Source organism: Flavobacterium branchiicola (assembly GCF_018383905.1).
Taxonomy (GTDB): domain Bacteria; phylum Bacteroidota; class Bacteroidia; order Flavobacteriales; family Flavobacteriaceae; genus Flavobacterium; species Flavobacterium branchiicola.
The window spans coordinates 225,876-248,687 of the sequence record NZ_JAGYWA010000005.1; the positions used below are offsets into that span (position 1 = coordinate 225,876).

24 protein-coding genes are annotated in these 22,812 nt (G+C 34.1%); 21 read left to right on the top strand and 3 right to left on the bottom strand.

The window, feature by feature from the left end; all coding sequences use genetic code 11:
- Nucleotides 1–10 precede the first annotated feature (10 nt).
- Together KHA98_RS14125 and KHA98_RS14130 are read right to left on the bottom strand one after the other, a co-directional pair.
- Nucleotides 11–4,261: a PAAR-like protein gene (locus KHA98_RS14125; protein ID WP_213258573.1), complete on the bottom strand. Its 4,251-nt coding sequence runs from the start codon at nt 4,259–4,261 to the stop codon at nt 11–13.
- A 130-nt stretch (nt 4,262–4,391) separates the two neighbouring features.
- Nucleotides 4,392–5,642: an NAD(P)/FAD-dependent oxidoreductase gene (locus KHA98_RS14130; protein WP_213258574.1), complete on the bottom strand. Its 1,251-nt coding sequence runs from the start codon at nt 5,640–5,642 to the stop codon at nt 4,392–4,394.
- A gap of 101 nt (nt 5,643–5,743) precedes the next feature.
- On the opposite strand from KHA98_RS14130, the gene KHA98_RS14135 reads away from it, so the two are divergent.
- The 18 genes from KHA98_RS14135 to KHA98_RS14220 all read left to right on the top strand — a co-directional run bounded on the left by KHA98_RS14135 (nt 5,744) and on the right by KHA98_RS14220 (nt 21,074).
- Nucleotides 5,744–7,264, top strand: a complete 1,521-nt coding sequence (locus KHA98_RS14135) for an HAL/PAL/TAL family ammonia-lyase (protein WP_213258575.1) — start codon at nt 5,744–5,746, stop codon at nt 7,262–7,264.
- Between the two features lie 38 nt (nt 7,265–7,302).
- The gene (locus tag KHA98_RS14140) at nt 7,303–8,529 is read left to right on the top strand and encodes a WG repeat-containing protein (protein ID WP_213258576.1); all 1,227 of its coding nucleotides are present in this window, start codon (nt 7,303–7,305) and stop codon (nt 8,527–8,529) included.
- Between the two features lie 28 nt (nt 8,530–8,557).
- A complete protein-coding gene (fabG, locus tag KHA98_RS14145) occupies nt 8,558–9,289 on the top strand; it encodes a 3-oxoacyl-ACP reductase FabG (protein WP_213258577.1) in 732 nt (243 codons plus the stop codon).
- A gap of 204 nt (nt 9,290–9,493) precedes the next feature.
- Nucleotides 9,494–10,729: a beta-ketoacyl-[acyl-carrier-protein] synthase family protein gene (locus KHA98_RS14150; RefSeq protein ID WP_213258772.1), complete on the top strand. Its 1,236-nt coding sequence runs from the start codon at nt 9,494–9,496 to the stop codon at nt 10,727–10,729.
- Entirely contained in the window at nt 10,722–10,976 is a 255-nt protein-coding gene (locus KHA98_RS14155; RefSeq protein ID WP_026982485.1) for an acyl carrier protein, read from the top strand. Before KHA98_RS14150 ends, KHA98_RS14155 begins: the two co-directional genes overlap by 8 nt.
- Nucleotides 10,976–11,854 (top strand): LpxL/LpxP family acyltransferase, encoded by an 879-nt coding sequence (locus KHA98_RS14160; RefSeq protein WP_213258578.1) that lies wholly within the window; start codon nt 10,976–10,978, stop codon nt 11,852–11,854. Before KHA98_RS14155 ends, KHA98_RS14160 begins: the two co-directional genes overlap by 1 nt.
- 201 nt (nt 11,855–12,055) lie before the next feature.
- On the top strand, nt 12,056–12,958 hold the full coding sequence (locus KHA98_RS14165) for an NADPH-dependent FMN reductase family protein (RefSeq protein WP_213258579.1): 903 nt from the start codon (nt 12,056–12,058) through the stop codon (nt 12,956–12,958).
- A gap of 17 nt (nt 12,959–12,975) precedes the next feature.
- The gene (locus tag KHA98_RS14170) at nt 12,976–14,109 is read left to right on the top strand and encodes a beta-ketoacyl-ACP synthase III (protein ID WP_213258580.1); all 1,134 of its coding nucleotides are present in this window, start codon (nt 12,976–12,978) and stop codon (nt 14,107–14,109) included.
- Entirely contained in the window at nt 14,109–14,540 is a 432-nt protein-coding gene (locus tag KHA98_RS14175; RefSeq protein ID WP_213258581.1) for a hypothetical protein, read from the top strand. The genes KHA98_RS14170 and KHA98_RS14175 overlap by 1 nt, the downstream gene beginning before the upstream one ends.
- A gap of 8 nt (nt 14,541–14,548) precedes the next feature.
- Nucleotides 14,549–15,007 (top strand): ABC transporter permease, encoded by a 459-nt coding sequence (locus tag KHA98_RS14180; RefSeq protein ID WP_213258582.1) that lies wholly within the window; start codon nt 14,549–14,551, stop codon nt 15,005–15,007.
- A complete protein-coding gene (locus KHA98_RS14185; RefSeq protein ID WP_213258583.1) occupies nt 15,007–15,324 on the top strand; it encodes a hypothetical protein in 318 nt (105 codons plus the stop codon). Before KHA98_RS14180 ends, KHA98_RS14185 begins: the two co-directional genes overlap by 1 nt.
- A gap of 9 nt (nt 15,325–15,333) precedes the next feature.
- Entirely contained in the window at nt 15,334–15,738 is a 405-nt protein-coding gene (locus KHA98_RS14190) for a hypothetical protein (protein WP_213258584.1), read from the top strand.
- Complete coding sequence (locus KHA98_RS14195) at nt 15,738–16,736, top strand: BtrH N-terminal domain-containing protein (protein WP_213258585.1); 999 nt, start codon at nt 15,738–15,740, stop codon at nt 16,734–16,736. The genes KHA98_RS14190 and KHA98_RS14195 overlap by 1 nt, the downstream gene beginning before the upstream one ends.
- 61 nt (nt 16,737–16,797) lie before the next feature.
- The gene (locus KHA98_RS14200) at nt 16,798–17,496 is read left to right on the top strand and encodes an ABC transporter ATP-binding protein (protein WP_213258773.1); all 699 of its coding nucleotides are present in this window, start codon (nt 16,798–16,800) and stop codon (nt 17,494–17,496) included.
- Complete coding sequence (locus tag KHA98_RS14205) at nt 17,486–18,769, top strand: ABC transporter permease (RefSeq protein WP_213258586.1); 1,284 nt, start codon at nt 17,486–17,488, stop codon at nt 18,767–18,769. The genes KHA98_RS14200 and KHA98_RS14205 overlap by 11 nt, the downstream gene beginning before the upstream one ends.
- Nucleotides 18,744–19,193, top strand: a complete 450-nt coding sequence (locus tag KHA98_RS14210) for an acyl-CoA thioesterase (protein WP_213258587.1) — start codon at nt 18,744–18,746, stop codon at nt 19,191–19,193. The genes KHA98_RS14205 and KHA98_RS14210 overlap by 26 nt, the downstream gene beginning before the upstream one ends.
- Before the next feature lie 158 nt (nt 19,194–19,351).
- A complete protein-coding gene (locus tag KHA98_RS14215; protein ID WP_213258588.1) occupies nt 19,352–20,491 on the top strand; it encodes a beta-ketoacyl synthase N-terminal-like domain-containing protein in 1,140 nt (379 codons plus the stop codon).
- A 1-nt stretch (nt 20,492) separates the two neighbouring features.
- Nucleotides 20,493–21,074 (top strand): Fic family protein, encoded by a 582-nt coding sequence (locus KHA98_RS14220; RefSeq protein ID WP_213258589.1) that lies wholly within the window; start codon nt 20,493–20,495, stop codon nt 21,072–21,074.
- Here the strand turns inward: KHA98_RS14220 and KHA98_RS14225 are convergent.
- Entirely contained in the window at nt 21,045–21,230 is a 186-nt protein-coding gene (locus KHA98_RS14225) for a hypothetical protein (protein ID WP_213258590.1), read from the bottom strand. The genes KHA98_RS14220 and KHA98_RS14225 overlap by 30 nt on opposite strands.
- A gap of 44 nt (nt 21,231–21,274) precedes the next feature.
- Between KHA98_RS14225 and KHA98_RS14230 the strand changes: the two genes are divergently transcribed.
- From KHA98_RS14230 to KHA98_RS14240, 3 genes are read left to right on the top strand one after another with little or no spacing between them, the layout of a single operon-like run.
- Entirely contained in the window at nt 21,275–21,889 is a 615-nt protein-coding gene (locus KHA98_RS14230) for a hypothetical protein (RefSeq protein ID WP_213258591.1), read from the top strand.
- A 24-nt stretch (nt 21,890–21,913) separates the two neighbouring features.
- Entirely contained in the window at nt 21,914–22,531 is a 618-nt protein-coding gene (locus KHA98_RS14235; protein ID WP_213258592.1) for a beta-ketoacyl-[acyl-carrier-protein] synthase family protein, read from the top strand.
- Between the two features lie 2 nt (nt 22,532–22,533).
- Nucleotides 22,534–22,791, top strand: coding sequence for a phosphopantetheine-binding protein (locus KHA98_RS14240; RefSeq protein WP_017496902.1), 258 nt, complete (start codon nt 22,534–22,536; stop codon nt 22,789–22,791).
- Nucleotides 22,792–22,812 lie beyond the last annotated feature (21 nt).

Genomic DNA, 22,812 nt, shown 5'->3' on the forward strand with positions numbered 1-22,812 from the left:
TAATATTTTTTTAATCATCTTTTTCCCCTGAAACAGTTTTAACTTCTCCTAATCCAATTTTTTTATTAGCATCATCTACACTTAAATAATTATCGGATTCTGTTAATTTGTCTATATTCTTTATTTCAAAATCTATAGGTTTAAAAAAGCCTATAAACTTTTTATATATTTCTCTCTTTCTTTTAGAACTATAATGGCTATAAAAAACATTACCACTACAATCATAAGGAGAAACTTTTATCATGCCTCCCTGATTCCCTCCTAAAACAGCATATTTCTCATCTGCTAATTTTCCATAAACAAAAGTTACATGTCCAGAACTTTCAACAACTCCATCTTTGCTACAATCAGAAAATGTTGCAATTGCACCAAAAAAAACTTCTGATCGTATAACTGTTTTATGATCAATAAATGACCTAGAACCTGCTGAATGTGGGGAATTATATTTAGGACTTGAATTTTCCAAGCACCAACATGCAAAAGAGGAACACCAAGCATCAGTACCTACATTATAATTAGCCCCTTCTTTATGATATAAAGTTACTCTGGATTGAATAATATCTTGTTTCTTGCCCCCGTATTTCTTTGCCTCTGTAACCGCAACCTCCATCCATGGTGCTCTACCAGATAACTCAAGATTAGTTGCATTTCTACAAGAGCCAATAAATATTTCATTTTTTCCAGGTATGTAATGATCTTCTGTTACTACTTTGGTTACTTCCCACATATAGGTTTTTCCATTTTTAAATCCGCGTCTGGTTTTATAACTTTGTGAACTGTAATGCCAAGCTTGTCTTGAATTTTCATGTTCACCGGTTTCTTTCATAAAAGGAGCATTCGAAGCATATCCATATTTTGTAACCCAAGGGTGTTTTGTTATGTTCGCTTTTCGTTTTTCTAAACTGCTTTCGATACCATTATCTGGAACAGTAATACTTTCATTAAATACTATATAATTTGGTTCAGAACCATGCCCAACATGACTAGGTAGGAGTACTTGTAAATAAAAATCTGTAAGCGTAGTCATCTTATCTTTATTTTGTTTAAGGTATTTTTCAACATATTCCAATTGTTTTATAAAGGTCATTTCTCCCAAAGCATCATATGTGGTGCCCAATGATTGAGCTGTAGTAGCACTAAATTGAACCAAACCTATATATTTGGTTCCAGACGAACTTACTCCTTTTTGAGAAGGACTAAATGTTTTTCCTGTTTCTAAGTGCATAATTGACATAAGCATACTAGCCTTTTCTATTTTATTTTCTTCTCCCCAGATATTGGCGCAAACTTCTAAAACTTTTTTTCTTTCATCGCAAGTAATTCTTGAACTCCAATAAAAATTATTTTCTTTACAAGCACAAACTTCATTTGTTTGAACCTCTGCCATCTCCAGATCCACCATTATAGGAACAGTACAATTTTCAATAGCTTCCTCGGTTAAAATACCTTTTTGCACCATCAACGCCGTATTTTTAAAACAAATGAGTTGTTTTCTTAACTCTATTTTCTCTTCTTTGGTAAAAGATGTCCCATCTTGTTTGGTGGCTTTTATACCTACACTTTTCATGTCTGGACTTCTGACTACTCTGACATTGGGGTGCGGGAGTATAACCAATTGATCATCTTCAAAAACATAAACCTCTTTTTTGTCATCATTCGGGTCTTTTACTTTTCGGCTTACTTGTATAGCAAAACGGACAGGATTTGCTTCTGCATCGGTCAGGTCTTTTTCTTCGGCTGTAAAACTCAGTTCTAATAATCCATCATTACCTACTTTTTCCTGATAACTTTTTATGCTTTGCAGTGCTGTTATGGTGCCGTCTTTTTCTTCCATGCAGTCAGAATGTACAAAAGCCATCACCTCAACTCTTAGCTCTTCTTCCTGCATATTGGCGGTATGCACCCAGATTTTGTGTTTTTTGTTTTGATGGGTTAGGGTTTGCTGTACGCCTTTACCATCTTCGGTGGAGAAAAATATTGATTTTATGTTTTTATTGCTGGTTACAGCAAGTTCTTCGTTACTGTCTAATACTTCGATGAATTTTGTTCCTATTACGGGTTTGCCATTTTTTATAGCCATATCGTCAGGCAAGGTTATTGCTCCTTGACTTCCGGTGGGCATTTCTACCGTAAAAATCAAACTTATATTCGGGTTTGGTGTCTCGGTTGTTGAAGGAAGGGCTTTGTTTATTTTTTCTTTGTATTTCTCATCGGTTGTAATTTTAAAAGAACCTTTGCCTTTGTTATCAAGGGTTATCTTTTTTTCTTCGAGAAGGTAGGTTTCCGGTTCTAAATAAAAAGATTCGTTTGTGCCTCTTACCCAAACTTTTATGGTAATGGCTTGATTTTCTAATCCGGTAATTTCTACAAAGGCATGGGTTTCCTCTTTATAGCCTGTTTCGATACGTTTATAACCTGTACCATAAGCCCATAAAGCACGTTTTAGCTCTGGGGCTGCAACTTTTATTTTTGCTTTTACGTTTGTGTCGAGTGTTTCATTTCCGGTAAGACAGGCGGCTATTTCAAACGCTCCTTCACGAGTAAAAGTCAGTGTTCCGTCGTGGTTATTTACTATGCCTTCGGGCAGTTTTAAATTGATTTCTTCAAAACTTTCCAGCGGCATTATTTTAGCCGAAAATTCATATTTTACTTTTGCTCCTTTAATTATAGAGGCGGGTAAAATTATTTTGTCTGCGTGGTTTCGTATTACCTCAAAAGAAAAACTGTCTGACCCTAAAAAATTAGGTTCTCCCGGTTTTGCATATCCTTCAATTACATATTTACCATAACAGTTTGCACTGCGGTTGGCATCAAATAGTATGTCCTTAATGGGTTTGTTGATGCTTTTTTCCTTCGAAAGATCAGAGCTTTCAAAAGTTCTCAATCGTACTTTATCTTTTTGTAAATACCATTGCATTTTGTCACTATTGACTGGCAGGAAATCGACATTGTATTTTGAAACCTCTACTTTTAGGTTTTCATTGTATCGAAGAAGCTGGTTACAAGTTGCCTTTACGGTATTTATGCCTAATGATTCTAAAACTTTAAGCGTTATTTTTATAGGTTTTGTATTATCTGGTGATGTATAAGCTTCGATTTGGTATTCACCGGGATTTCTGAATGAAAAAACGGCCAATGCGCCTGTTTTTGCTTCTACTTTTACCAGAGTTGAATCTTGCTGGTTCTCGCTGTTATAAATTACGATTTTCTCACTTATTATTCTCCAGCTTGCAATTGGAATAACATTTTGAAACATGGAGCCTGAAAAGTTGAGCGTTTTTAGTTTGTCTATAATGGTGGTGGCCTTAAATTTGACTGTGAGCGGGATGAGGGTGTTTTTTAATAAAGTGTTCCCCGGAGCTGTAATGCCTTCGACCCTGTCTTTTAAGTAATCGATAAGGATAAAACATTTCTCTGATCCGGGAATTTTACAATAGGCTTCAATTCTGTAAACGCCTTCTTCCTGATCTTTAAAAAGTTTTTCGAGAGCAAATGAAACATTCGCTCCAATGCCTACAAAAGTCTTTACCTTGTCTTTTGTATTTTCTCCTTTAAATAAAGCCCACATTATTTTTGTTGGGTCGCCTGTGTAGGTTGCCTTTAAGTTTAGTTGGGTTTCTTCTGCCTGCTTTTGGGCTGGTGGCCAAGGTACTGAATGTGGAAATGTGGAAGTTGATGGTGTCCCTGCAGGATTTACCGCTTTTTCTATAAAATAGTATTTCCCTGTTGGTTCTTCTTCTACAAAAGGCAAAGTCATGCTGATTTTAGAAACCGAATCTCCTTTAGTAGGATTTGGGACTTCCCATTGTCCAGAAATATTGGTAACGGTAAAAGGATCGGCTTCTTTTACATCTATTGTATTGGCTCCTTTTTTTTGCCCGGTGGTTGCAAATTCAATATTGCCAGTTACACCATAGCCAAGGCAAGTACCTGTAGATATATTCAGCAGTACTTTCATGCTTTTATTAAAATCTACATTCTCGTAATAGTTTTTGTATGTAATTTTACAATTTGGTTTACATGGGTACGATTTATTGTCAGCCCCTTTACATTCCCCAAAGCCATCCTCTGCTCCAAAGGATTTTGCTGAGTTATCAAGATTGGTTGCAATGGGTTTTTCCTGTGCGAAGTATTTGTTGGCTTTTAAGTTTGCAATCTGGCTTTTTACTGCCAATGGTACCGTTTTGGACTTGTTATTGTTAACAACTGCTCTGGAGCAAAAACATTTAGCTCCTTCAACTATTATTTCTCCTTTTGCCATATCCGTTTTATTTATAAAAATAAATGTAAGGTTATTTTTATAAATAAAATAATTAATTCGTAAAAAAGAAGCTTTTATCTTATAAAAAATATTTACAGGTCTGTTTTCTTATTTAAATAAAAAGCCCTGATTATTCAGGGCTTTGTTCTTTTTGCATATTCAGTAAATACGCCATATTGGCTATTACGTGATCGTGTTTCTTGACAAACGGGTTTTCCTCATTCCAGACATAACCCGCCAAAACCGCACATATTTTTTCTTTTACCTCAGGATTTTCAGGCTGATGAAAAAACAATGTTTGCAAGTTTCCTGTATACCATTCCTGAACATAAGTCGTGAAAACCGCAATTCCGCGTTTCATATATTGAGTGAATTCTACCTCCCAATCAACAGGAATTCCTTGTGACTCTTTCAGATATAATTTTGCTGCCAGCATTCCGGATTCCGTCGCAAAAGCAACTCCCGATGAAAATACGGGATCCAAAAATTCAGAACTGTTTCCTGTTAAGGCAAAACCATCTCCGTACATTCTTTTTACCGCTCTCGAATAATTTTCGAGTTTTACAGGTTCAAATAAAAACTCTGTTCCGGCAAATCTCTTGATATAATAATCCGATTTCTGGATCGCATTTCGCAACGCTTCAGCATTATCTTTATTTTCAGAAAGTGAATTGATAAAATCGGTCGGACCAACAACGCCCAAACTTGTATTTCCGTTCGAAAACGGAATTACCCAAAGCCAAACTTGCGTTTCCAGAATATCAAAAGAAATCTGAGTTCCCTCCTCGCCTTCTTCTCTATTAATATCTTTTACGTGTGTAAAAATCGAAGAATGCGGATCTAGTTTTGAAGGTGTATCCAAATCTAAAAGTCTTGGCAATACACGCCCGTATCCGCTGGAATCAATAATAAAATTGGCGTGGATTTCTTTTAAGTTTCCAGCCGCATCTTTTACAATTGTTTTCGATTTTTTTCCTTCAAAAGAAACTTCCAGAACTTCACTTTCAAATTCCAGATCAATTCCTTTTCTTATAATTTCCTGCGCCATTGTGTTATCAAAGTCGGCTCTTGGAACCTGCCAGGTCCAATCCCAGCCCTCTCCAAATTTGATACTGAAATCAAAATTGCAGATTTCTTCTCCCCTTATAAAACGAGCTCCTAATTTCTTTTCAAAGTTCATTGCATCAAGAGCGTCAAACAATTCAGCTTCAGCAAAATGATCCATAACCCGAGGAATAAGGCTTTCACCCACTACAAGTCTTGGGAATTTTGCTTTCTCTACAACTTTAACCTTTACCTTATTTTTATGTAGATACGATGCCGAGACACATCCCGAAGGTCCTGCACCAATCACTAAAACATCAACAAACTCCTTTGTCATAATAAAAATGTTATGAATTATTAACTTACATTTGCCATCATCAAAATAACTACATTTATTTTGATTAATAAAATTAAATTAGCACAACCAAAAACGATTTAATGAATACAATTAATGAATATTTAAGTTTAGCAGAATTCGAATCTATTATATTTGGAAATAACAAAGTTGCAATCAGTGATGTAGTTTTAAACCGGGTAAACGAAAGCTTTAACTTTCTGAAAGAATTTTCGGGAAACAAAATTATATATGGTGTAAATACAGGCTTTGGTCCAATGGCTCAATATAGAATTAAAGAGTCAGACCAAATTCAGCTGCAATACAATTTAATAAGAAGCCACTCGTCAGGAACAGGAAAACCATTAAGCCCTGTTTGTGCAAAAGCGGCAATCCTGGCAAGATTAAATACGCTGTCGTTAGGAAATTCAGGAGTTCATCCTTCTGTTATTCATTTAATGGCGGAGTTAATCAACAAAGATATTACTCCCTTAATCTTTGAACACGGAGGTGTTGGAGCAAGTGGAGATTTGGTACAATTATCACACTTGGCTTTAGTCTTAATTGGCGAAGGCGAAGTTTTTTATAAAGGCGAAAGAAGACCAACTCCGGAAGTTTTTGAAATTGAAGGTTTAAAACCAATTCAGGTAGAAATTAGAGAAGGTCTGGCTTTGATAAACGGAACTTCTGTAATGACAGGAATTGGCGTTGTAAATATTCACCATGCTAAAAAATTATTAGACTGGTCTTTAAAATCGTCTTGCGCTATCAACGAATTAGTTCAGGCTTATGATGATCATTTTTCTGAAGAGTTAAACCAAACCAAACGTCATAAAGGACAACAAGAAGTGGCTGCGCAAATGAGAAAAAATCTTTCGGACAGTACTTTAATCCGTAAAAGAGAAGACCATTTATATTCTGGAGAAAATACTGAGGAAATCTTCAAAGAAAAAGTTCAGGAATATTATTCTTTACGATGTGTGCCTCAAATTCTTGGACCGGTTTTAGAAACCATTAATAATGTTGCTTCTATCCTTGAAGACGAATTTAACTCGGCAAACGACAACCCAATTATAGACGTAAAAAACAAACATGTTTATCACGGAGGAAATTTCCACGGCGATTATATTTCGCTTGAAATGGATAAACTGAAAATTGTTATCACAAAATTAACGATGCTGGCAGAACGCCAATTGAATTATTTATTAAATTCAAAAATCAACGAATTACTGCCTCCATTCGTAAATCTTGGAACTTTGGGCTTTAACTTCGGAATGCAGGGAGTTCAGTTTACTGCAACCTCAACAACTGCCGAAAGTCAAATGCTTTCAAACCCAATGTACGTACACAGTATTCCGAACAACAACGACAATCAGGACATTGTAAGTATGGGAACAAATGCTGCTGTAATTACATCAAAAGTAATCGAAAATGCTTTTGAGGTTCTGGCTATCGAAATGATCACTATTGTTCAGGCAATTGATTATTTAGATCAGAAAAATAAAATTTCATCGGTTACTAAAAAATGGTACGACGATGTTCGAAATATTATTCCGGAATTTAAAGAAGATCAGGTAATGTATCCTTTTGTTCAAAAAGTAAAAGATTACCTTATAAATAGTTAATTATTTATTTCACATATTAATATTGAATCTTAAAAATCATGAAAAAACCGCTTATTTTTTTATTGCTAGTATTCATTCAATCTGTTAATAGTCAAGAACTGGCATTAGTTAAAAAGAATTCAAAAATTGGCTATCTGTCTAAAGACGGATCTTTTGCCATCGAGCCTCAGTTTAAATCTGCCAAAAGTTTCTACGAAGGTTTAGCTGCCGCTGAAAACGGTGGAAAATGGGGATATATCGACACAAAGGGAAACTTTGCAATTCCTGCTACTTTTGATAATGCTAAAGATTTTAACAGCGGAATCGCTATCGTACAAAAAGATAAGAACTGGGTTTATATTAATACGAAAGGAGAGATTCAAAAAGCACCCGATTCAGAGAAATTATTTGACTTTAATTATGGTGTGGCTTTTATTAGACAAAATAACAAAGTGGGATTAATCAATCCAAAAATGGAAATTGTTCTACAGCCAAAATACGATCAGATTAAATCTTTTGAAAATGGTTTTGCCAGAGTTGAAAACAACAAAAAATGGGGAATCATTAATACCCAAGGAAAAGAAGTCGTAGAAGTTGCTTATGACGAAGTAGGTAATTATTTTAAAAATGTAGCCTGGGCAAAAAAAGAGAAAACTTTTGGTCTGGTAAATTCAGGGAATTTTATTCCGGTAGATGGTGCCGAAAAAATCTGGGATTTTGAAACACAAGATTTGACATTTGCCAAAAAGAATGGAAAAATCGGATTTATTGACCTTAAAGGAAACTGGGCTATTTTGCCTATTTATGATAAAGGAAAAGCTTTTTCTAAAAATTTAGCTCCGGTTTTAGTTGGAAAAAAATGGGGATATATCAATTTAAAAGGTGATTTTATAATTGAACCAACTTATAATGATGCCGAAGTTTTTGGCTCAAATGGTTTGGCTCCGGTTAAAGAAAGTAACTGGGGATTTATCAATGAAAGTGGAAAACTGGTAATTCCGACACAATACGGAATCACAGCAAACGGAATTGTGGCTATGTTTATCGATCAGGATAAAGGTTTTATAAATGGTGTTGCGAGAGTAAAAAATGAAGGAAAATGGGGATTTCTTAAACCAGACGGAACAGTTTTAGCCAACCAATGGTTTGATAACGCAGAACTTTTCTCTAAAACAGCAGAGAAAAAAGTAATAGCTGAAGCTCCTGCAGAAAAACCAAAAGAGGAGACAAAAACGGCAAAAGCTGCACCAAAAGCAGTAAAAAAACCGGCTAGTAAAAAAAAGTAATAAAATAGCTTACGAATAAAGAATAAATATGAAATGTGTATTAGTAACAGGCGGTTCAAGAGGAATTGGAAGTGCTATTTGTAAAAAATTAGCCGTTGAATCTAATTATCATATTCTGATCAATTACCATTCAAACAAAACCGCCGCCGAAGAGACACTTCAGGAAGTACAAAAATTAGGCAAAACTGGAGAAATCTTAGGTTTTGATGTTTCTAATTTTGAAGAAGTTCAGAACGTTTTAACAAAATGGCAGGAAACAAATCCCGAAGCTATTGTTGAAGCTATTGTAAACAATGCCGGAATTACAAAAGACGGTCTTTTTATGTGGATGACTCCCGAAGACTGGAACGGTGTTGTAAACACAAGTCTAAACGGATTTTTTAATGTAACGCAGTTTTTTATTCAAAAAATGCTGCGCAATAAATATGGCCGAATCGTAAATATGGTTTCGGTTTCGGGAGTAAAAGGAACTGCCGGACAAACTAATTATTCGGCTGCAAAAGGAGCAATAGTTGCTGCAACAAAAGCTTTGGCACAAGAAGTTGCCAAACGTAACATTACAGTAAATGCTGTAGCACCGGGTTTCATAAAAACAGACATGACAAGCCAGCTTGACGAGAAAGAATTATTAAAACTAATTCCGGTAAATCGTTTTGGCGAAGCAGAAGAAGTAGCCGATTTGGTAAGCTTTTTGATCTCTAAAAAATCAAGTTATATCACTGGCGAAATTATTAACATAAACGGAGGAATATATTCTTAAGAATACTATGTTTGCATATTATTTTTAAGTTTTAACTAAAAATAGTCAAAATTGCTCACAATCCCGATAACAATCGGGAGCCAAATCGCAAAGTTTAATTAAACTAAAATTTAAATAAAATAAAAACTTTGCGCCTTTGTGTCTTTGTGAGATTAAATATTAAAAACCTTTGTGCCTTTGTTTAAAAAATTACTTTGAAAGATGATGAATAAGAGAGTTGTAATTACTGGAATGGGAATTTATTCTTGTATCGGAACTTCTTTAGACGAAGTAAAGGAATCTTTGTACGAAGGAAAATCCGGTATTAAATTTGACCCAGAACGAAAAGAATTTGGTTTTCAATCTGCCTTAACTGGTATAGTTCCGAAAGCAGATTTAAAAAATTTACTGACACGCAGACAGCGTATGAGTATTGGTGAAGAAACCGAATACGCATACATGGCTACTATAGAAGCATTGAAAAATGCCAATATCAACGATGCTTTTTTTGAAGAAAGAGAAGTTGGAATCATGTACGGAAACGACAGCGTTTCTAAAGCTATTATTGATGCTACAGATATTGTTCGCGAGAAAAAAGACACCGCTTTAATAGGTTCTGGTGCGATTTTCAAATCGATGAATTCTACTGTTACCATGAATCTTTCTACTATTTTTAAACTTCGTGGTATCAATTTAACGGTTAGTGCAGCCTGCGCGAGCGGCTCACATTCTATAGGACTGGCTTATTTTTTAATCAAAAGTGGTTTTCAGGATATAATTATTACCGGAGGAGCGCAGGAAATTAACAAATATGCCATGAGCAGTTTTGATGGTTTAGGTGTTTTTTCTAACAGAGAAAGTGATCCTGAAAAAGCTTCAAGACCTTTTGACGCAGGTCGCGACGGATTAATTCCGAGCGGTGGCGGTGCAACTTTAATTTTGGAAAGTTATGAATCTGCTATTGCCCGAGGTGCCAATATTATTGCCGAAGTTGTAGGTTATGGTTTCTCATCAAATGGCGGACATATTTCGACTCCAAATGTCGAAGGCCCGTCTATAGCCATGCAACGAGCACTTGACGATGCAAAATTAACAGCTTCAGACATTCAATATATAAATGCACATGCTACCTCAACTCCCGTTGGTGATGCAAATGAAGCAAAAGCAATCTTTGAAGTTTTTGGAGAAAAAAATCCTCCTGTAAGTTCTACAAAATCAATGACAGGCCACGAATGCTGGATGGCTGGGGCCAGTGAAGTCATCTATTCTATACTAATGATGCAGAACGATTTTATCGCGCCAAACATCAATTTAGAACATCCGGATGAAGATGCATCTAAATTAAATTTAGTTAAAACTACGTTAAACAAAAAATTTGACATATTTTTGTCCAATTCTTTCGGTTTCGGAGGAACCAACTCTGCGTTGGTGGTTAAAAAGTTTAAATTAAACAATGAATAAAGAAGAGATTATAACGAGAATTAATGGTTTTTTGGTTGATGAGTTTGAAGTAGACAATGATGAAATTGAACCAGATGCTAATTTAAAAGATACACTTGGGTTAGATAGTTTAGATTATGTTGATTTAGTTGTTTCAATTGAATCTAACTTTGGTGTAAAACTGGTTGAAGCAGATTTCGTTGGAATTGCGACTTTTCAGAACTTCTATGACCTGATTGAAACCAAGATAAAAGCTAAAACTGCTTAATGAGTCAATGGGATGGCAAATCTAAAGGAACAGTTTTAGGCTATAAAATATTCGTTTTTTTAATACAAAAAGCGGGTGTTAAGTCTGCTTATGTCTTACTTTATTTTGTTGCTACCTATTATTTCCTGTTTCTTAAAAAAAGCAATCAGGCGATTTTTTATTATTTTAAGGAAAGACTTAATTACTCTAATTTCCAATCCAAAAAAATGGTTTTCAAAAGTTACTACACTTTTGGACAGACTATTATTGATAAAATTTCGATTTCGGCTGGTCTGCGAAATAAATTCTCCTATGAATTTGACGGAATCGAAATTCTGAAAAAACTTTTGGAAGAAAAAAAAGGCGGTGTCCTAATTAGTGCACACGTTGGAAATTTTGAAATCGCCGAGCACTTTTTTGGCGATATTGATCTTGATTTTCAGATTAATTTAGTTACAACAGATTTAGAACATTCGGCTATTAAAAATTATCTGGAAAGCGTTACTCAAAAACCTAATGTAAAGTTTATTATTATCAGAGATGATCTCTCTCATATTTTTGAGATTAATGCAGCTTTAGCGAATAATGAATTAGTCTGCTTCACAGGCGACCGTTATTTTGAAGGTACCAAATCTCTTTCGGCAGAAATTCTGGGTAAAGAAGCCAATTTTCCGGCTGGTCCGTTTTTAATTGCTTCCCGATTAAAAGTTCCGGTTGTGTTTGTTTATGTTATGAAAGAATCCAATCTTCATTATCATTTATACGCCCGCGAAGCCATAGTAAAACACCGCGACGAAAAAGCGTTATTACAAGAATATGTAAAAAGTGTTGAAACTATTGTAAAAAAATACCCTTTGCAATGGTTCAATTATTTCGATTTCTGGAATGATTTGAAATAAAAAATTGCCACGAATTTCACGAATTTACACCAATTACTAGACTTCTTTAGATTTGTGAAATTGCAAAATATCGATTTTAAAAGGTTTTTTTTCTGCGCTTGTATTTACGAAAATTCGTGAAATTCGTGGCAAACAAAAACAAGAAAATTCGTTTAAATAAATTTACCTATTTTTGCTTGCAACCAAAGCAAATAACCCTAAATGAAAAATGTTCTCGTTATCTTTTATTCTCAATCCGGGCAACTGGAGTCTATTGCTCGTAATATTGCCAAACCCTTTTTAAATTCGGAGGATATAAAAGTAACTTTTCACGAAATTCAATTAGAAAAACCCTTTCCCTTTCCGTGGAATAAAACCACTTTTTTTGATGCTTTCCCGGAATCTTTTCTGCAAATCCCAACAGCTTTAAAACCCGTTTCAGATGAGATTTTAAACACAAAATTTGATTTGGTTCTTTTACATTATCAGGTTTGGTATTTATCGCCTTCGATTCCTATGAATTCATTTCTAAAAAGTCCCGAAGCAAAATCCATTCTCAACAACACCCCGGTTATTACCATAAACGGTTCAAGAAACATGTGGATAATGGCGCAGGAAAAAGTAAAAGTTTTATTGAAAGAAGCCAATGCAAAACTGGTAGGAAATGTAGCGTTGGTTGATCGCGTTGGAAATTTAATCAGTGTGATTACGATTGTAAACTGGATGTTTTCGGGTGTTAAGAAAAGGTATTTAGGCTTTTTCCCTTTACCCGGAGTTTCAGATAAAGACATTCAGGAATCGGATAAATTTGGAGAAGTTATACTTTCAGAATTCAAACAAAACAAATTAGACACTTTACAGCCAAAACTAGCCGAAATTGGAGCCGTAAAAATCAGTCCATATTTAGTTACCGTTGACAAAACAGCTAACAAAATATTTAATAAATGGTCTAATTTCATTCATAAAAACAATAAAAACAGAAAAGTACTTCTTAAATTATTTTATGTTTATTTATTCCTTGCTATATGGTTAATCTCACCAATAGTATATATATTGCATGTTATTACCTATCCATTAAAGTTCAAAACCATAAAAAGACAAACTCAATATTATCAGGGAGTTTAGAAGACCATATTTAGATTATGTTTGACGTATATATTACCAAAGCCGCAAAGTATTTGCCAAATGAAGCTGTTTCAAATGATGAAATGGAGAATTATTTAGGGCTAATCAATGACACCGCTTCAAAAGCAAGGCGTATTATTTTGCGCAATAATAAAATTACAAGCCGATATTATGCTGTAGACAAAGCCGGAAAAAGCACACATACCAATGCGGAGCTTACCCGAAATGCCGTTTTACAGTTATTTGATGAAAAATTTACAGATCAGGATCTAGAAGTACTGTCTTGTGGTACCTCATCACCGGATATTTTAGCACCTTCGCACGCTGCAATGGTTCACGGATTATTGAAAAATAAATCTGTCGAATTAAATTCATCTATGGGAATTTGCTGTTCTGGAATGAATGCCTTAAAATACGGTTTTCTTTCTATAAAATCAGGAAACTCAAACAATGCAATTTGCACAGGATCTGAAAAAGTTTCTACCTGGCTTTCTGCACAAAAATACAATCACGAAATCATCAATTTAAAAAATCTGGAAGAGCAGCCTATAATTGCCTTCAAAAAAGATTTTTTAAGATGGATGTTGTCTGATGGCGCCGGAGCATTTTTATTGGAAAATAAACCTAGCGGAGAAATTTCATTAAAAATTGAATGGATGGAAGCTTATTCGTATGCTTACGAATTAGAAACCTGTATGTATGCCGGAGGAGACAAACAAGAAAACGGAGATATAAAACCTTGGAGTAATTACGGACCGGATCAATGGTTAAACGAATCTGTGTTTGCCGTAAAACAGGATGTAAAATTATTGGACGAATTTATTCTGCCAAAAGGGGTTGAAAGTATGAGTGATGCTATGGCAAAACACAATATTACGGCTCAGGATGTCGATTACTTTTTACCACACGTTTCCTCTCACTTTTTTGTTGAAGGACTTAAAAAAGGATTAGACGAAAAAGGAATTATCATTACAGACGAAAAATGGTTTATGAACCTTTTAAGAGTTGGTAATGTTGGATCGGCTTCAATTTATATTGCACTTGAAGAATTAATGCATTCAGGAAAATTAAAAAAAGGAGATAAAATTTTATTATCTGTTCCTGAAAGTGGCCGTTTTTCATTTGCTTATGCCTATTTAACGGTTTGCTAATGAATATTTCTTTACTTCTGGATAAAGAAGCAGTCGAAAATCTGATTCCGCAAAAGTTTCCTTTTGTTATGATAGATCGTATGTATTCTTATACAGAAACGACATTAGTTTCCGGATTCAATATTAAGGAAGGAAATATTTTTTTAGAAGGAAACTCTTTTTTAGAAGCAGGTTTAATCGAACATATGGCACAATCTGTTGCCTTACATACCGGTTATCAGTTTTTTTTGAAAAATGAAACCGCTCCAACCGGATATATTGGCTCAATTAAAGAGATTGATATAAAAAAATTACCTGAAATTGGTGACACGATTCTATCAAATGTTACCATTTTACAGGAATTTGCAGGAGTTACTTTAGTTGATATTGTAACTTTTTTAAACGATGAAGAAATTGCTAGCGGACAAATGAAAACCGTTTTAGCTAAATAAAACAAAATATGACGGCTGGTGTTGAAATACAAAATTACTTACCTCATCGAGCTCCCATGCTCATGGTCGATTTGATTTTAGATATCGATACTAACTTCGTAGAAACTATTTTTTTAATCGAAGAAGACAATATTTTTGTTGATAACGGGATTTTTACTGAAGCGGGATTAATCGAAAACACAGCTCAGACTTGTTCTTCGATCGTGGGTAAAAAATATTTTTTTGATGAAAACGGCACAGAAAATGGAAACGTAAACGTTATTGGTTTTATCAGCGCCATAAAAAATCTAAAGATATTTTTATTGCCAAAAGTTGGCAACACAATAACAACAAAAGCAACTTTAGTTTCAAAATTTGTCGGCGATGATTATACTTTATGTACAATGAGTTGTCAGAGTTCAATCGAAAATAAAACACTTTTAGAATGCGAAATTAATTTGTTTATTCAAAAGACGATTTCAGTTTAATGAGTTCAAAAAAAATCCTTTTACATTTAGTAACCCGAATTGGGATTTTAATACTTTTATTTGGATTGGTTTTCTTATTTTGGTATTTCACTAATGATCCTCATAAACATTGCGACGGAAATGGACACAGACATTTTGATAGTGGTTTAGGATTTTTTATTATGGAGTTAATGATAACTCTTGCATTTTATTCGGGATTAGTAATTGAAATGCTTTATTTATTTGTGAAAAAACAAGAACGTTTAGCTTTCGCAAATCTTGGTTTTTTAATATTTAGTATATCTGCAGCATTGGCTTGTATGTATCTAATAAATTAAATTTAGTATATGGAAAAGGATAATGTACCACAGCACGATGGAAATTTAAGCAAAAAGAATCTTAAAGAACTGGTTTACGCCACAGACGAAAACGGTGAATATACAACCGCTTTGAGTACAGGCTGGGAACCAAAAGCAATCGCACTTTCTAACGCGATTGACGACATAAAAGAACGCGCAGAAGAAGCAAAACAGCAAGTTCTAAACGGAGAATTAAGTCCGATTTGTTATTATATGGAACTTAACAAAATGGATCTTTCGATTCTTGCCGGTTATGTAGAAATGTGGAAATGGCGTGTAAAAAGACATTTTAAACCGTCTGTTTTTGCTAAATTAAACGACAAAACTTTACAAAAATATGCTGACGCTTTTGATATTTCAATTGCCGAATTAAAAAATAGTATCTCAAAATAATGCAAGTTACTTTTACACATCATCAATCTGCTCATTGTGAAAACGGAGTAGCTTCAAACCTTTTAAAAAATAGCGGACTCAATATCAGCGAACCGATGGTTTTCGGAATTGGTTCGGGACTTTTTTTCGTGTATTTGCCTTTTTTAAAAGTAAATCATGCACCGGCAATCAGTTACAGAACATTGCCTGGACAAATTTTTAATAAAGTCGCAAATCGTTTAAATCTAAAAATAAAAAGACAAAAATTTTCTTCGGTAAGCAATGCCAATAAAGCGTTGGAAGAAAATCTAAAAAATAATATCCCAACAGGATTACAAGTTGGTGTTTACCATTTAAGTTATTTCCCTGACGAATATCGTTTTCACTTCAACGCGCACAATTTAGTCGTTTACGGAAAAACCGAAACCGATTATTTAATCAGTGATCCGGTAATGGAAACCGTTACTACTTTGACACATGAAGAAATGGATAAAGTACGTTTTGCCAAAGGTGCTTTTGCACCGAGAGGTCAAATGTATTATCCAATTCAGATTCCAAGCAATGTTGATTTGAAAAGTGCGATTATCAAAGGAATCAAAAATACCTGTCGCGATATGCTGGCACCAATGCCAATTGTTGGTGTTCGCGGAATTAAAATGGTTTCGCGCCGAATTCGACAATGGCCTAAAAAACACGGCGTTCGAAAAGCCAATCATTATTTGGCTCAGATGGTTCGTATGCAGGAAGAAATTGGAACAGGCGGCGGTGGCTTCCGATTTATTTATGCGGCATTTTTACAAGAAGCATCGGTTATTTTGAATAATGAAGAATTGAAAAATCTTTCTAAAGAAATGACAAAAATTGGCGATTCCTGGCGTGATTTTGCCGTTGAAGCTTCCCGAATTTATAAAAACAGAAGTGCCAAAGAAGATGCTTACAACGCAATTGCCGATGAACTTCTGGACATTGCGAATCGCGAAGAAATCTTTTTCAAAAAACTAAAAAAAGCAATCAGCTAATTATATTTTGAATTCCATTATAAAAATAGAATCTCTTTCTAAGAAATACAAAGAAGCAGAAATGTTTTCTTTGAACGATGTTTCGATGGAGATTAACGAAGGACAAATTTTTGGTTTGCTTGGACCAAACGGAGCCGGAAAAACAACTTTAATTTCCATGCTTTGTGGTTTGGTAAAACCCACTTCCGGACATTTCACGATCAATGATTTAAGTTATTCCAGTCATTCGCTTAAAATCAAAAAAATTATTGGCGTTGTTCCTCAGGAATATGCCTTATACCCTACTTTGACGGCAAGAGAAAATCTGCACTATTTTGGAAGTATGTACGGTTTGAAAGGTGCCTATTTAAAAGATAAAGTAATCGAAACTTTAGATCTTTTGGGCTTATTAAAATTTGCCGACAAACCGGTTCAGACTTTTTCTGGCGGAATGAAACGCCGTGTAAATCTGATTGCCGGAATTCTGCACAATCCAAAAGTTTTGTTTTTAGATGAACCAACCGTTGGTGTTGATGTTCAGTCAAAAAATGCAATTTTGGATTATCTAAAAGTTCTGAATCAAAACGGAACTACAATTATTTATACTTCTCATCATTTGGCCGAAGCCGAAGATTTATGTGATACTATTGCTATTTTAGATCAAGGTCAGATTTATGCAAAAGGAACTCCGAAAACCTTAATTGATTCTACAGAAAATGCACGAAACCTGGAAGACGTTTTTATTTCATTAACCGGTAAAGAACTGAGAGATGATATATAAAATTTGGATGTCAATAGTAAAAGAATTTCTTTTATTAAAAAGAGATTTAGGCGGTTTAATTATTTTATTTATCATGCCTTTGGTTTTGGTAATTACGGTGACTTTAATTCAGGACAGCACTTTTAAAACCATCAGCGATAATAAAATTCCCATTTTATTAGTCGATAATGATAATGGTTCCGTTTCAAAAACCGTTTTTGATAATCTGGAAAAAAGCCAGTTGTTTAGTGTTGTAACGCAAATTGACAATAAACCAATCACGGAAGAAATTGCCAGAGAAAATGTATACAAAGGAAAATTCCAACTAGCAATTATAATTCCGAAAAATTTAAGCATTGATCTGCAAGCAAAAGTTGATCAGAATGTAGAGAATATTGTAAGCAAAATGGGCTTCACGGATTCAATTGCAAAACCTGAAAAACCAAAAGCAATTCAGCAAAAAGAAGTGAAATTGTATTTTGACCCGGCGGTTCAGTTGAGTTTCAAAAACTCAGTCATGAGTTCGATTGACAAAATGATTTCTCAAATCGAAACCAAATCAATTTACACGACTTTTCAGAATCAGTTAGGCGAAGAAAATACTCAATTTGATCAAAAGAGTTTTATTACGTTCAAAGAAATAATTCCGAAAATAAACAACAAAGAAGTATTACCAAATTCGGTACAACATAACGTTCCGGCCTGGACACTTTTTGCGATATTTTTTATTGTGATTCCGCTTTCAATCAATATTGTAAAAGAAAAATCACAAGGAACTTTTGTTCGATTATTAACCAATCCGGTTTCAAATTTGGTTGTCATTATTGGTAAAACTATCACTTATTCTGTAATCTGTATGATTCAGTTTTATATGATGGTTGCCGTTGCGATTTTCCTTTTCCCACATATTGGACTTCCTCCATTAAATATTGAAGGACATTTATTTTTAATGAGTGTCGTAGCTTTATTTTCAGGTTTTGCCGCAATTGGATTCGGAATTTTATTAGGAACCGTTGCCAGCACTCAGGAACAATCGGCACCATTTGGCGCAACGAGTGTTATTATTCTAGCGGCAATTGGCGGAGTTTGGGTTCCGGTTTTTGCCATGCCAAAAATTATGCAAATCATTGCCAAATCATCACCTATGAATTGGGGATTAGAAGCTTTTTATGACGTTTTATTGCGTAATACCTCTTTCCTTGAAATCATTCCAAAAATAAGTTTGTTATTTTTGTTTTTCATAATCACAACTTCCATCGCATTATTTTATGACAAAAAGAAAAGAACAGTATAACGAAGCCACAGACTTGACGGTTTCTCACGAAATCAGAATTCGTTTTAACGAAACTGATCCGTTGGGGATTGTTTGGCACGGCAATTATATTACCTATTTTGAAGATGGACGTGAAGCTTTTGGGCGTCAACATGGTCTTACTTATCTGGATATTGCAAAAACGGGATATACAACACCAATCGTAAAATCAAAATGTGAACATAAATTGTCGCTTCGTTACGGCGATGTTGTAACTATCGAAACAACGGTTGTTGATACACCAGCCGCAAAAATGATTTACCGCTTTAAAATTATTGATGCTAAAGGTGACGTGGCTTGCACTGGTGAAACAGTTCAGGTTTTTTTGGATAAAGAAGGAAATTTAATGCTGACAAATCCTCCTTTTTATGAGGAATGGAAACGAAAAGTTGGGTTGTTGAAGTAAAACACGTTTCCTGCAAGGTTTTCAAAACCTTGTAGGTATACATAGAAATCAAATAAATCAGCTTAATCTGCAAAATCTGCGTGAAACCTTTTTCATATAAAGCTCTAAAATAAAACACCTACAAGGTTTTGAAAACCTTGCAGGAAATAAAACATAAAATGATACGAGAAATATACATTACCGAAACAAATTGTATCACGCCATTAGGTTTTGATGTGGAATCCAACATTGAAGCAATTCTTCGTGGCGATTCTGGAATTCAACTTCATGATGAAATTTCTTTAATGCCGAATTCATTTTATGCTTCTATTATTTCTGATGAAAAAATAAACAGTGCTTTTACAAAAATCAGCAATGAAACGAAATATTCCCGTTTAGAGAAAATGATGATTTTGGCTTTAGAACCAATTGTTAAAAATTCTAAAATTGAATTAAACTCAAAAACTGCTTTTATACTTTCTACTACAAAAGGAAATGTAACAGCTTTGCAAAATCAATCTGAAGAAAATTTCAATAACGCACATTTAGATGTTTTGGCAAAAAATGTTGCAGACTTTTTCAAGTTTCAAACACAGCCAATTGTCGTTTCAAATGCTTGTGTTTCTGGAATTTTAGCCGTTTCAGTTGCGAAAAGAATGATTCAGTCGGAGCTTTATGACAATATTTTTGTTGTGGCTGGCGACGAAGTTTCCGAATTTGTTTTGTCTGGTTTTAATGCTTTTCAGGCAATGAGCGATTTGCCTTGCAAACCGTATTCTCAAAATAGAACGGGTGTAAGTTTGGGAGAAGCAACGGCTGCGGTTTTAGTTTCGGCGGAAGCCAGAAATGCTAAAATAAAAGTAATTGGAGATAGTTCGATAAACGATGCAAATCATATTTCTGGTCCTTCAAGAACAGGCGAAGGTTTGTTTAGAAGTATTCAAAATGCTTTGAAAGAAGCTCAAATTGAAACCAACAAATTAGATTATATATCAGCACACGGAACCGCAACGCCTTTCAACGACGAAATGGAAGCGATTGCCTTAAATCGTTTAGATTTGCAAAATGTTCCTATCAATAGTTTAAAAGGATTTTACGGTCATACGTTAGGCGCATCGGGATTGTTAGAAACGGTAATTGCAATAGAATCTGCGAATCAAAATATGCTTTTTGAATCAAAAGGTTTTGATGAAATAGGCGTAAGCGAAACTATTAATGTGATTGAGAAAAATCAAGAAAAGAAAATTGATTATTTCCTGAAAACGGCTTCGGGATTTGGAGGTTGTAATACGGCTGTGGTTTTTGAAAAGGTAAGGTAGTATGGAAAATCAAACGAATTGGACACCGTTTCCTGATGATAATTTATTAGGTTTAACAGATAAAAATCAAATCAACGAAATTGAAGCGATAGGTATTGCTAAAGCTGAACTTTATACTTTTGAATTAGAAGTTGATGTTGAAATCTCTACAATGCTTATTCTTGAAATTCATAAAATTGCTTTTGAACAACTTTACGATTGGGCTGGAAAATGGAGAAAAACTGAAGTTTCAGTTGGGCAACTTATTCCGCCAAAACCTACTTTAGTTTTACAAGCCATGTTTCAATTTTTGGATAATTTGAATTTTAAAATTTCCATTTCTAAAACTCAAAACGATCATATTGAATGCTTAGTTTATGCTCATTATGAGTTTATAAGAATACATCCGTTTAATAATGGAAATGGAAGAACCGGAAGGATTCTTATGAATCTTATCGCTTTAAAATTTGGATATCAGCCATTGGAATTATATCATAGAGAAGGCGAAAGCAGAAAATTTTATATTAACGCCATGAAACTAGCTGATAATGGAGATTATAAATTATTAAACCAATTAATTACCGAAGAACTGATTTCCTTTTAATTCTTTTTCTTTTAAAATGGCATCGACAATTTTAACAACTTTACTTTTCGAAACTTGCTGCTCTTCTAATGACATTGTAGAAAATACGGTATCAGCAAGCACCTTTGATAAAAAAGTCTTGTTTTTTAATTGTGGATATTTTTCGTAGAATTTCATAACTTGACAAAGTTAGTTAATTTTCAACATAAGTAACATATTAAATGAAACTATCAAAATTCATATATATAACTCTAATTCTTCTTTCTCTTTTTGGATGTAAAAAGAAAGAAGTGTTTGACGAATCCAAATTTGGAACAGATGTTTTGAATAGTGTCTTTCTCGAAATTGTAGATTCAGTTTATATGGATAGAAGAACTATGCTTCCTCCACCAATGCCAAGATTAGATTTTAAAACCAATAAGGAAGATACTACTGGATATCATGACAATTTAAAAAGGTATAATTTTGAACAAGACAGTATTAAAAAAGATAAACACAGAATTTTAATTGGTGTTCATGATTTTGTGGTAAGCAATGGAATTAATGATAGCAAATTTGATTTAACTCCTTTCAAAAACAATAAAAAATTTGATTTTCAATATATCTCTAAATTTCCTCCAGAAAGACTTTGGGATATCAATGATAAAAAAAGCAAAATGCCCGTCGGCACTATTACCGTTCACAGAATTAATTTTAATAAAGAAAAAACATCCGGAACTTTAGATGCAAGTGCTTCTTGTGGCGGAGGAAAATGTGGGTGCGGATTTACAATTAAAATTGAGAATAAATCCGGTAAATGGCATATTACAAAAATTTATAGTACTTGGGTTTCATAAATTCAAGTATACAATAAACAAACAATGACTAAAAACAAAACATATATTCATTCCTACATCAAAATAGAAAACAACGAAATTGTTCTCAACGGGACTTCTGTATTCAAAATTGAACCAACCGATTTTGCCGATTTTTCTAAACAAGCATATCGAAATTTCGAAATTCAATATCCAAAGTTTTTCAAAATGGATGCTTTGAGCAAACTGGCTTTTTTAGGATCAGAACTGCTTTTGAGTCCGATTGTTTCTGAGGAACAGGAAAATAATATTGCTTTGGTTTTGGCCAATAAATCGTCAAGTTTAGATACCGACGTAAAATATCAGGAATCGATTTCAGACAAAGAAAACTATTTTCCGAGTCCGGCGGTTTTTGTTTATACGTTGCCAAATATTTGTCTGGGCGAAATAAGTATTCGTCATCAGCTGAAAAGTGAAAATTCTTTCTTTATATTTGATGCTTTCAACGCTGAATTTATGTCGAACTATTCAGATATTCTCTTAAACACAAACAAAGCCGATATGGTTTTGTGTGGCTGGACAGAATATTTTGATAATAATTACAAAGCTTTTCTTTGTATTATTAGCAAGGAAGAAAACACAGAATATACAAAAGATACTATCAATACATTATATAATAAATAATCATGGAAGCATTAAAAGAAGAATTAAAAAATAAAATCATTACTACTTTAAACCTTGAAGATATTGCAATTGAAGACATTGCTGATAACGATCCTTTGTTTGGAGACGGTTTAGGTTTAGACTCGATTGATGCACTTGAATTGATCGTGATTCTGGATAAAGATTACGGAATTAAATTAGTTGACCCGAAAGAAGGAAAAACAATTTTCCAGTCTATCGAAACTATGGCAGCTTATATTAGCGCTAACAGAACTAAATAAGACTGCTTGGACTGGCTTAGA